Source organism: Candidatus Magnetaquicoccus inordinatus (assembly GCF_004217665.1).
Taxonomy (GTDB): domain Bacteria; phylum Pseudomonadota; class Magnetococcia; order Magnetococcales; family Magnetaquicoccaceae; genus Magnetaquicoccus; species Magnetaquicoccus inordinatus.
Map to the genome: position 1 here is coordinate 1 of NZ_RXIU01000100.1, position 12,719 is coordinate 12,719.

At 42.2% G+C, this 12,719-nt stretch carries 4 protein-coding genes; all 4 read left to right on the forward strand.

What is annotated here, in order from left to right:
* The first annotated feature begins 682 nt into the window (after window positions 1–682).
* A complete protein-coding gene (locus EJP87_RS08840; RefSeq protein WP_130471502.1) occupies window positions 683–1,648 on the forward strand; it encodes a hypothetical protein in 966 nt (321 codons plus the stop codon).
* Entirely contained in the window at window positions 1,635–4,910 is a 3,276-nt protein-coding gene (locus EJP87_RS08845) for a ShlB/FhaC/HecB family protein (protein WP_130471503.1), read from the forward strand. The genes EJP87_RS08840 and EJP87_RS08845 overlap by 14 nt, the downstream gene beginning before the upstream one ends.
* Before the next feature lie 258 nt (window positions 4,911–5,168).
* A complete protein-coding gene (locus EJP87_RS08850) occupies window positions 5,169–12,203 on the forward strand; it encodes a two-partner secretion domain-containing protein (protein ID WP_130471504.1) in 7,035 nt (2,344 codons plus the stop codon).
* 58 nt (window positions 12,204–12,261) lie between these two features.
* A complete protein-coding gene (locus EJP87_RS08855) occupies window positions 12,262–12,645 on the forward strand; it encodes a hypothetical protein (protein ID WP_130471505.1) in 384 nt (127 codons plus the stop codon).
* Window positions 12,646–12,719: the final 74 nt, after the last annotated feature.

Consider the following 12,719-nt stretch of genomic DNA (forward strand, 5'->3'; position numbering starts at 1 on the left):
TGGCAAAAACCGCCGATAGGTCGTACCCATCTCAGGGTAGAAGATCAATTGCGGTAGGGGCTTTTTGAGGAGACCCTAACTAGATAAATAAAATTAATCGACAGAGTTAAAATGTGCTTATTGAAAATTTTTATTATATCAACCTGTATGGTAAAATGCAAAATAATTCCATCATTTACAGATGTTTACGGCAAGAGGTTGTCACGGCGCGCAGCTTGCTCAATGTTTTTCTGTAAAAATCATCCGCTTTTTGATCAATAAAATTACACATTATTTTCAATATGTTACAAAAAACATTTCAAAAATATTCATGTCAGCGAAGGGTGAGTCAGCAATTATTTGTATGATTTTGTTAAGAATTGTACCAATTACAGTTGGGATCCTGAACATAGCATCAATCTTAAGATATAATTGACAAAAAAGAGATTATCCGCTAGCATTTTGTGCTTGAATTGGAAAAATGTATTTGATAATATTTTCGATTAGTTAGATCAAGTATCGAGCTTAATCGATCAAAATCAAGCAAATATTGATGAATTTGAGAATTTAGCACTACCGATTGAACAATAATGATTAATGCCTGGCACAGGGGCGAACTCCCTTGAGTAGAGTAACTTTTATTGCATTCCTATGGGTATACATGAATCTTGCCTTGGCAGTTGCCGAGGAGAGGTGGGTGTGTATGCCTGCTGGGCAAAGTATGGGTTGGCATTGTCCTGATATGGCTGCGGCCAAGGAGGGAGATTTTTTTTATTCAACGATTGTGGCGACGTGGAAAGAGCAGGACAACCGGGAGAGGCAGTCCAATCTTCAAGAGGTTTGTTCGTATGCGGGGCGTCTGCAGGGTCTGGCAACCAGCAAAAACAAAATTCCCTATAATCCTTTTATAGTGGAGAGGAATGGGAGCAACGGCAAGATCTGGAGCGTTCATGTAGGCTGTTCAACCGAGCAGAAGAGGCATAAAGAGGTTTTAGCGGATGTGCTTGCGCGGGCAAAAAAGGAGGGAAAATGTCACGGTCGGCAGGACAAGCAGTGTCCTTATCCCATACGCACCCTGGTGGAGGCAGTCAAGAGGGAGCAGAGCAAAAGGCAGATGAATGAAGATAACAGCATTCCTCCCGGACGCGGTGTGCCTAATACAGTGGGGAACAAGGAGTCATTTCAAGCACCGCTGCGTCTCTATTTGCGCAAGGGCAGTTCCTGTTTTGGCAAACCTGAGGATTGTGTACCGCAATTCTGCCAAGCTCTGCTGAATGAGGAAAATGAGTCTATTGCCAATGATGCTTGTAAAGAGTTTCGAGCAGACAAGGGATATTTTCGCATCATCAAGGAGCAGTTGCAGGTTGCGGATATCAATTGGCTGGAAGCTGAGGATGTGACGTCCGATGTTTTGCAAACAAAAAAATCGGAGTATATCAAAGAGATCACTACGCGCAGCAAAGATGATTTATCACTTTCGATAGTGAAACTGCATAAGATAGCAGCAGCGATTACAGGGGAGTATCGGCGACAGAATTTGCTGTGCAGTGAAGCGGTAGTCATACGAACCTTAAGGGGTGAGATACCGGCGATTCGCATTTGCCAATTTGCTGAGAGTGAAAAGAGGTGTCGTTGTCCAGTGTTGGAGGTAGGAAATGACAGTTATTGACAGGGAGAGTATGCTGAAGTGTGGGCATGCAGGCAAGCGGTGGTTGGTTTGTGTGCTGCTTATGTGCAGCAGTGTGTTGTCATCTATCCATTCAGATCAGGCAGAAGCCGCCAATCCTGCCATGCAATTGGACAAGTCTGCTCTTCCTGGTACCGGGATGTTTGATTATCGGGAGAGTGTAGGCAAAAAGGATAAGAATGGTTATCTGTTTTTTATACCGCGTGATGCCCAGGCGGTGCAGAGTCCAATCTTGGCAAACACTTGTATCAAATTTGCTGGTTTTAGTATTGAGTGGCAAGAATATGAAAATTTTCGAATCACAAAACAGAATATAGTTCAGTTGTTCCAGGAAAAATTTTGGCAGGCTGAGGAGAGAAAGAAAGATGATCCTCAGTCCGCACCTGTAGAAAATAAGAGTAGTGAGGAATTAGATCAAACGCAGGTGGGCGAAGATGCTGTTGCGCAGACACACAAAAGCAACGCAAACAGTAATGTCAAGGTAGATCGCTGTCAAAATCTTGAAAAAAATAATAAAATCAACAAAGAATTTTCGGCAGATGTCAGTGATGAGCATGGGCGTTTGCAGATAAAATTTCAGAATGGCGAGAGTCATTGGGTCTCGTTGTGGAGTATCAGTCGGATAGTGAACCATTTGACTGATCTTTTGCGCATCGATCCCAAAAAATCAGGATTATTAGAAAAGATATTTTTTATCGAGCATAAAGAAAATAACTATTTTCTTTCGCGCGCCTATTTACCAGAACAGAGTGTGTGCGGTCTAAACCTGAATGAAAAAGGGCAACCGACAGAAGAGCCAAACGCTCTTTGCGGAGAAGTGCCTGAAATGTTCAAAATTGATATTATTCACGGGATCATAGGCAATGTAGGCATTCAAACTGAGGCCAAGATTGAGACATTTGTTGAAAAAATAAGTAATAGTTTTACTGGCAACGACAAAAAAAGTGAGATTCTTCCAGAAAATGACTATATAGATAATAAGAAAATATCAGTGCCACAAGAGGCAGCGTGCGTGCTTGCTGATCTTGGCATAACTAACAAGTTAAAGAATTATTATCGATTCAATCAGATAGATTCTGTTATTTCAAGTGACTATCAAATCAATGCTGATTTAAGTGTAAATTCAGACAGGATGTGCGATTCTCTTGGCGATGAGGCAAAAAAATATATTCAAGAATGTGCAAATAAGCTAATGAAAAAGTTGTTTTTGTGTTTATTGCCATATGATGATAATGAGCATTATGATTCGGAGATATGCGATGATTTAAAAGACAAAATTGCTAAGTGCAAGAACAAAATTGATATTTACAAGAACAAAAAAATAGATTATATGAGAGAGTTGCAGCAATACATTAGCAAGGATACGCTTAATTCTATAAATCAATATGTAAATTTATACAGACATTCTAACATCAAGTTAACTCGTAATCGTATAGAGAAACATTTGAAAAAAAATAGAGGTGTCATCCCTGGTTTGCATAATGCAATTACGAAAAAAATAAATTATTGTTATAATGGCGTCATGCCTTGTTCTGAAAGTGAAATTATAATTTATAGAAAAGCTTCTGAGTTGTTCAATAATAACAAGCATAATGAATTTATTTCTTTGGTTTCTGACAATTACGAATCATTAATAAATGAAATTGGTGATTTAATAGGATCATCCGAGATAAAGGAAGCGCATAAAGCTCTATTGCCTTATAATTGCAAGCAGGAATCAGAAGGTAAAGGTGGCACTAAGGTTGCCTCGTCGCTTTGTGACATGGTGCGGCCAGTACTACAAGGTAAGCCAATTACTCAACATGCGATAGATCAGCATTTGACCCAATTAGGGCAGTTGCCTGGTATGGATGTGGGGGCAAGACTGCAAAATGCTGGTGAAAGCGAGCAGCCAGGGGCATCGAATCTGTTGTTAATACCAGAAACACAACATTATGAAGCAACTGTTGGTACGGATAATTATGGCAATAAATATATGGGTCCGTGGTTGATGTGGGGGAAACTGGCGGCTCACCCTTTTTATAAACCTGGTGATGATTTATCTATTCTCTATGTTCAGGCCAAGGATGCTGTTGAGTTCAAATATTTGCAACTTGATTATCGCTACTTGCTTTCACCATTGCAGTTAGGTGATTTTACGCTGGAAAGCGGTTGGTATACACGTGGCAGCTACAAATTTGATAAAGGATATTTAGGATATGATCTGAAAAAATATGATACATATAAAACTGGATGGTCAGTCGATCTGGCTGTAGGTAAAGAGAGTTACATTGACCGCTACTTGAAGCGAAGTTTGGAAGCGAGTGTGACGCTGGCAGAAACCAGAAGTGAGATGTTTCTAAAAAAAGTCAACCATGACAGAGTTTCAAAGTTTAATATTTCACCGCGTTATGAATATTATAGGGAGTATTTGGAAACTGGTGAGTCAGGGAGTGAAGGTATTCGTCCAGGTTTTGAGGATGTCAATTTTTCTCTTAACTTTTCCAAAGGGATAGATTTTCTCGGTTTTAATAATGAAAATGGCGATCCTTATGCTACACGTCAGGATGCCAATGCAAATTTCTTTCAAGTGAGAACTCACTTGAAGGGTGTTAGAGAGTTTAGAAAAAAGAGAAGTGAAGATACTAACTCACCATTTTTATCGTGGTTGTTTGATAAATTGTTGATTGCTGAATATACAGATCGTTTCTTTATTTCAGGTGAATTTGATTATCAATACAGTAATAGCATTCTACCATCTGTTGAAGAGGTCAGTTATGGTGGTAGACGTTTTGGTACATCATATGATATTTCAAAAGTTTCTGGTGATAATGGGTATGGTGCGCGCGCAGAGATTGGCTGGAAATTTTTAGATGCTTGTCTTATCGATGAAAGAATCGCATCAGACGGTTTATTGTGTAAGTTCTTTAATTATTTTGATCCGATTGCTGGTAGAAAAAATATTTTTCGTGATTTGGAAATTTCTCCATATGCTTTTTTGGAATATGCACAAGTGCGCAAGGATGATTCATATAGCCGTGCTATTGGAGATGATTTTGGTGAGTTGTTTGATGGAGGAGTTGGAGTGCGTCTGCTTTTATTAATGGATACTAAAATGAGGAAAAATAATAAAGCTGGCTTGCAGCAAATCTCTATTGATGCCTCTATGGCAGCTCCTTTTGGCAATACTTTGTCATTTGCTAATAATAATAAACCTGTGTTACGAGGTAGTATAGTATTTCAATTCAATCTTCCTAGTAATTGATAAAGTGCAGATATTGATGTCGCCAATGTCAATCCATTGGAAGGAAGAATATTCTTAACCAGCAAGGCTCAGCCAGAGGATGCTGATTTGAATTTTTAATCATGTTGTGGGAAAAACCTCTTCCCAAGAGTATCTGTTATATTCTGTGCGTGTTCAAGAGTTTCTGGGGCTTAGGTGTTGTCAATCTCCTTATGGAGGATGGCTGTAAGGAGCCCCAAATGGACACATTGAGGAACTCTATTGACTGGAGGGTGGGCAATGAGGAAAAGCAATGATCTGCAATTGTGCCAGGCAGCACACATTCAGCCGCGAGCAACTAGGCTCAATTTGTTACGTCTGCATGCCATTTTGCTGGGTTTTGGTTGCACTCTTGCCAATTCTCCCAGTGCCTATGCCTTACCCACAGGCGGTAATGTGGTCAGCGGTCAGGCGGCAATCACGCAAACCACATCTACCATGAATGTGTCGCAAGTCAGTAACCGCTTGATGTTGGATTGGCGCAGCTTTGGCATCAAACCTGGTGAACAGGTTATTTTTAATCAACCTTCTGCCAGTGCAGTTGCAGTCAATCGGGTTACTGGTAAAGAATTTTCTGATATTGGTGGTGTATGGCGTAGCAATGGGCATATGGTTCTGATCAATCCCAATGGGATAGTTTTTCAGGAGAGTGCGCGCATTGATCTTGGTTCATTGGTTGCGACCAGTCACTGGTTGAGCAAGGAGGATTTTGAGGCAGGTCGGATGAGTTTTTCCTCTGCCAATGATTCTGGCGAGGGTAAAGTGACCAACAAGGGTGTCATCAATGTCACCCAAGGTGGTTCGGTCATTTTGTCTGCGCCCCAGGTAGAAAACAGTGGCACCATCCAGGCGCATCTTGGGCAAGTGGCATTGGTGGCCAGTGATGCTCTGAGTGTCCATTTTGATGGCAACAATAGGCTGGGTTATACTGTTCCCACCAGCACTCGCATGGGCAAGGCGTTGCAAGCGATCAACAACGGCACCTTGCAGGCTAACGGGGGCACGGTATTGATGAGTGCCGACGCCAAAGAGGCGGTCATGAACTCGGTGGTCAGCATGGGGGGGAGAATAGAAGCGCAGGCGGTTTCGGTACGCAATGGCAGAGTGATTTTGCATTCCGGTGCCGGCAAGAGCGAGCTTTCCGGATCGGTGGATGTTTCTGGAGTGGGCAGTGGTGAAAAGGGGGGCAGTGTTGAGATTACCGGGGCAAATGTGCAATTGGGTGCTACAGCACGGGTGAACGCTGCCGGAGATGCAGGCGGCGGTACAGTCAAAATTGGTGGCGACCGGCAAGGGGCCAATCCGGCTGTGCGCAATGCGACCCATACTGTGGTGGAAAAAGGAGCTTCGATCAACGCCGATGCGGTACAAAATGGCAATGGTGGCGAAGTCATAGTCTGGTCAGACAACGCTACCGATTTTCGTGGAGCCGTTTCTGTTCGTGGCGGCAGACAATCCGGGGATGGCGGGTTTGTTGAGCTCTCTGGTAAAGATAAATTGCGTTTCAAGGGCCAGGTTGATGCTTCCGCCCCAAAAGGAAAATGGGGAACTCTTCTGCTTGATCCAGCAAATATATATATTGATATTCTTGATTGGGCACCAGACACTACCATTACCCCATCAGATTTGAGCAGTGTAACCTCAAATGTATCTCTGGAAGCCACTAACGAAATCCATTTTAATACATCTTTTACTCTCCCCAACGCTGTTTCGCTGACTGCCTCAGCAGGTAATAATATATATATTAGAGACAAGATTATTCTTGATGATAATCTTCATTTTACGAGCACATCTGGAAATATTCTTTTTTCCGATAATGGCTCTATTCATGTAGGCAATCATGCAGTCACTTTGCTTGCCAGCAATGGCATGATAGATGTCGCAAACACCACCAATCCCCATATCACGGCTGCATCTTTAACCATGACCAGTAAAACGGGCATTGGCAACTCCACCAGTAGCACACCAATCTATACTGCTGTCAATTCTCTCTCTTTTGCCAATAGTGGCAGTGGAGATGTGCGCATCAGTAATATTCAAGCACTTATTGTCAATGACAGCAGCTACACAGGGAGCGGATCGATTGAGATTGCCAGTAATAACGATTTGTCTATAGATTCGATTACGGCAAGCAACAGCTCTGTCAAATTGGTTGCTGGTGACAGCATTAAAGGGAATGCCTTATCAAGTGGTCTCTCCTATCACCTGGCTGCCAATAGCGCAGATTTACAAGCCGGTAGTGGCATTGGTACGGATGCCGCATTGCTTACGCAACTCAATAGCCTCTCCTTTAACTCTACGGGAAATGTGGATATCCGTAACAGTTCGGCTACTCCTGGGGAGTTGGCTATTGGTTTGAGTCAATATAGCAACGCCAGCACGATTTCGTTAGAGCAGACAAATGGCAACATCAAAATAAATTCGATAAAAGCAACCGATGGCAGTAGCGCTACTGTCACTCTGACTGCCAATGCGGGACAGATTCTGAGAGATGGCAGTTGTACAGCAGATTGCCTTGTAGCCGATACTCTGATTTTAAAAGCGGCAAACAATATCGGATCGAGCTCCCAAGAGCTGTTCACCAAGGTGAACAACCTTGATTTTACCACCACGGCTGGTAATGTCTGGATAAAAAATAGTGGCACAGTCAATATTAAGGGCAGTTATAGCGGAGCGAGTAGCCTCTCTTTGCAAACTGTCAGTGGTGATGCTGGAGATCCTGGCCATATGATCATTCAATCCATCACCTCTGCTGATCAAGCCAATTTGGGAAATATAACCTTGACTGCGGCTGGTACCTTGTCAGGAGATCAGAACTCTTTGACCCACATAGAGGCCAATAGTGCCACTTTGACTGCTGGCAGTGGCATTGGCAGCAGCGATACTCCTTTGCAAACAGTGCTAGGCACTTTACGTTTTACCAACGATCAAGGGGATGTCTGGATTAACAATGCCGGCAATTTAAGTGTAGGCGGCACTCAAAATGGCAGTGGCAATAGCATCAATCTGGCAGTGAGTAGTGCTTTTTCAGGAGCCACTCCCGGTAATTTGCTTGTAACGAGTATTGCCGCTACCAATAATTTTGTTAATTTGCAGACGGCTGGAACCTTGTCAGGAGATCCAGCCTCTATAAGCCACATAGATGCCAATAGTGCCACTTTGACTGCTGGCAACGGTATGGGCACAACAGCCACTCACCTCAAGACATCGGTGAGTACACTTGCCTTTAATAATGATCAAAATGATGTTGCAATCACCAATTCAGGATCTGTACTGCTCAGTCAAGGCAAAATAAGTGGCAGTGGCAATGTGAGTTTGCAGGTGAATAGCGGTGATCTGAGTATCAACACTATTGAGGTGAACGATACGATTACTCTGAACGTTGCGCAGGGAAGTATGACGGGCAATGGTGCACAGACCCACCTGAAAGCCAATTCTGCTGTTTTGACTGCACAATCAGGTATCGGAACTGCAGGACAAGAGCTCACAACATCGCTCTCTTTTTTGGATTTTACCAATACATCTAACGGTGTTGTAAATATCAGTAATACCAATCCTGGCACCGCTCCTTTGACTCTGAGTGGTAAACATCAGGGGACAGGAGCAGGCAATACAGTAACAATTGCAACCCAGTCTGGTGATCTGTTGCTGAACGATATGCTAGCCAGTACCAGTGCGGTCACACTGCAAGCAGTGGATGGAAATTTGCTGGGAGTTGCTAATCAAACACATGTCATCAGTAACACACTTGATCTGCAAGCTCCAGTCGGCTCAATTGGAGAGGAGAATAACAACATTATAACTAATATCAGTCAGCTTGCTTTTTCATCTGGTCAAGATCTCTATCTCACTAACAGTGGCAACCTTAAGCTTAGTACTGGGAGAGCTGGAAATATTGTCAAGTTGGCAGCAACAAGCATCAATGGTCACGCAGCCAGCAATATGTTGCAAGCCCCATTTATCTATCTGACCACTACTTCTGGGATTGGCAACTCTACAACCCTGAATACGGAAACGGGAAATCTTACCTTTAGCAATGACAATGGCAATGTATCCATTATTAACAGTGGAGAATTTACAGTAAATGCCACCCAGGGAGGCACTGGCAATAGCATCAGTTTGAGAACTACCAATGATGCGGGTAATATAATAATTGACAAGATTGCCGCACCCTCGAATAGTGTATCTATCACTGTCAACAACGGCAGTTTGTTGGGTCTGGAAGGCAATATCCATATCGATGCAAATTCGGCTACTCTGACAGCCATAAATGGAATGGGTGCAGTAGATAATCCGCTGCAAACCTTGGTAAATGATTTAACATTGACAAATAGCAATGGTGAAATTTTCTTGAACAACCAGAAAGCTATGAAAGTTACCGCTAGCAACGGAGGAGTAGGTCAGATAGTCATTAGTACTTCAGTTGGTGATTTGACCGTTGAATCCATTGCTGGAGGTGGTTTAACAACGTTGACAAGTGAACAAGGCTCCTTATTGGCTGGTACCGGAGCAGGTCCATATCTCACATCCGATTCAGCAATCTTGCGTGCAGAGTCTGGAATTGGTACGGTTGGTGGTGGCGAAAGAGCATTCATTAGTAAGATCAATACTCTGACGGCTTCAGTAAACAGTGGCAGCATCAATATTCAGAATAATCAGGATTTGGCATTGGAGAGTGTTACTGCCAGTGCGGATATAAAATTGAAGATCAGTGGCGCACTCACGAGCAATAATATCAGTATCACAAATATTACGGCTGCCAATGCTATTCTAGAAGCTGGAGGAATAGGCACTGGCACAGGTTTGCGCACGGATGTCTCTTCGCTTGTTTTTACCAATAATAGTAATGGTGTTACTCTCACCAATGCCGACTCTGTCAAAATTCAAGGAACGCAAAACGGAACTGGTCCTGTTACGATTACAAACAATAATGGTACCTTAAAAGTTGGTTCAATCACTTCCCAGGGAGTTGTCTCTCTGATGGCTGAATTGGGCGATATTCTCTTTGATAGTGATGGCGCTATTGTTGCTAGCAGTGCTATCGCTGCCAATTCTGTGGTCTCTTTGTTTGCTCCGGATGGCAGCATTGATTCCACAATCGGAGGTCCAACTGCTATAACTGCAAATAGTGCTGATCTGAACGCAATGACTGGTATTGGAACTGCTACTCGTTATTTGCCAACCTCTGTCAGTAAACTATTGTTTAGTGAGGCTTATAATAATGGAAAGTTTCTAATAAGTAATAATGGCAAGGAGTTGACTATCGGTAGTATATCTATTAACTCAGTACTGGATATTAAGCAGGATTCAAATTTGATAATCGATGGTCCGCTTACTGTTGGTGGGTTGACAATTAATGTGACTGGTGGAACTTTGCAGATTAATAGTGCTGGTATCATTTCATCTACAGGTACAAATGAAAGTGGCAAAATTGATTTGCAAGCTTCAGGCGATATTATCTCTCATGCCAATCGAATTACTACCAATGGTGCTTCAGTCTATCTGAGATCGCCATTCAATTATGAAAACCCTCCGCCAGATGATACTTCAAGATATACATGCTTTATTGGGCATGGTTGTCTAAATTCTGGTAAGGTTTCTGAAAAGCAAGAGTTTGCAATAATAACTAATGGAGGCGATATTGAATTTAACAAGATAAGTGCAAACAATACAAATAGTGGTGGAGTTTTTGATAAACTTGAAATCTATCTTTTGGCAGGAGTGCCAAATGGTACTGTAGATGCAAATGCTTCCTATGATGCTGTCTATACAAAAATAAATGGTGGTAGGCTTTTTGGTGAGTTGGACTTCTGGAATACCTATCTTAGCGCTGCCAGTGGGACATTGACTGGCAACAGCATGAAAGCCGTAAAAATATTCAGGTCTCCCAGCAATGCAAAAGTTGCTGCAGACATCATCTATGCATTCCCAAGTCCACATAACGGTTTAATTACATTTAATGGTTATCCGGTTGGAGGTTCTGGTCGTTCTTCCACCGAGCCTGGACCTTACTATAACCTTCTTGCTCGAACATCTAAAGATTTTATTCCTGAAAAAACCTCTACTTCGGACTGGGTGCTTGATACTTCAGAAAATCCTGTGCTCTATAACGCTATGAAAAACATAGCAAAAATTACAATCAATGACAATAAAAACTCAACAACTTCAGATGGTGCTCAGGGTAATTCTTCCAAAGATTCGCTATCGAAATGTACAGGCAGTAATTGTAACTTTGTTTACGCAGTTGGTGTGAATTATGGCGGATCAGACACTGGTAGTGGATCAGATGCTGGTGGTGGATCAGATATAGTTAGGTTATGGAGTGATTTGGGACCATTGAATAATAATGCTAAGCTGATTGAGAAACAGCTTACCTCTATGAGCTTTCAATCGGTTACAGCTCCTAACCAAGCTGCAAGTGCTAACCGTGACAGTATTTTAGGTGCATTGAAACAATTTGCAAAAGAAAAACAAGGAGAGGAAGGGATAAAGTTGTTAGTTTATTTTACTGGACACGGTTTGCTGTTTGAAAATAGAGGCTATTGGGTTAGCCAGGACGCTGCTATAAACAAATGTACAAGTAGTAACGATTGCAAAACCAGTGAGAAAAAAGCAGACAGTAGCAAAGTAAAAAAAACTGATTCAGGCACAGAAACAGGTCTTGATAATCGTTTGTTCCATTCCGACCAGACCATTCGGAATGATTCAATATTTCCTGAATCTTTCCAAACAAATGTGCATCCAGACAATCGGGATCGTCTGGTCGGTGGACGAAACGATGATCAAGGCCCAGAAACACAAACTACTAAGAAAGGTGAAGAAGAACATCTAATCGTTTTGAAGAATCTTATTTCAAAAGAGGATATAGTTGGGGCTCTAGGTGAATTTATAAAAAATAATATGGTAATAATTATTACTGATGCCTGTACGCCAGGTGATTTGGCTTCAATATTGAAAAGATCAAATTCTGATGAAAGCATGAAAACAGGAATTTATTCAGTGAGTGCTTCGTTGCCGTTTTTACAAATTGATGAAAAAAATAGTTTTCGTAATCAAACAAAATTTGCAACGACACCATTTTCTGAAAAACTGGTTTCAGTGTTGCAACAAAGGGAAAAGGAGGCTACCCAGTTTTCTGCAGATCAGTTTACAGATGAAATTGTAGATTTGGTGCAAGCCGGAATAAATGGTTGGCAAGATTGGAGTAAAAGATCACATAGAGTCAGTGACCATAAACCGCTTTTTGGAAAATGGAAATTAGTCGATGACAAATAACTGGTATAATTGCTGCTTTATCCGTTTGTATATTAACTAACTATTTTAGGAGAGATTCATGGAGAATAATGGTTCACCACGCAAGCAATCTTTCATGTCACTGCTGTTTATCTCTGTTATGTCAGCTACTGCCCATGCCCATGCCGGCCTCATTGTTGATGAAAATTGTGCAATCACTGCGCAGGAGTGTCGACGCAATGAGCAAAGAACGCAGGCGATTTGTGAAAATGGTGTTAGCGTCTTTGTAATTAATACAGATTCGCGTGTCACCAGTTGCCCTCCTGCTCTTGCTACACGTACCGTATGTATTCCTAATCCTGATAACAATAACTTGACCCGTCTGCGCTATATTTCTTCTCGAAGCGCTTTTCCTCCTTGCGGTATGTCCAGTAATCATGAACAACAAAGAATTCAAGGGCGTCGTTTGGGTCCGGATGAGTAACTCCAACAGGTAAGCCACCGGCTATGCCGGTGGACTAAACAAGGCTACGCCGTTCCGTCGTGCTGAAAAATCGT

Excerpts from the sequence above, each read along its gene's own strand:
- EJP87_RS08855 (WP_130471505.1), top strand. The coding sequence starts at position 12,262 with ATGGAGAATAATGGTTCACCACGCAAGCAATCTTTCATGTCACTGCTG.
- EJP87_RS08840 (WP_130471502.1), top strand. The coding sequence starts at position 683 with ATGCCTGCTGGGCAAAGTATGGGTTGGCATTGTCCTGATATGGCTGCG.
- EJP87_RS08850 (WP_130471504.1), top strand. The coding sequence starts at position 5,169 with ATGAGGAAAAGCAATGATCTGCAATTGTGCCAGGCAGCACACATTCAG.
- EJP87_RS08845 (WP_130471503.1), top strand. The coding sequence starts at position 1,635 with ATGACAGTTATTGACAGGGAGAGTATGCTGAAGTGTGGGCATGCAGGC.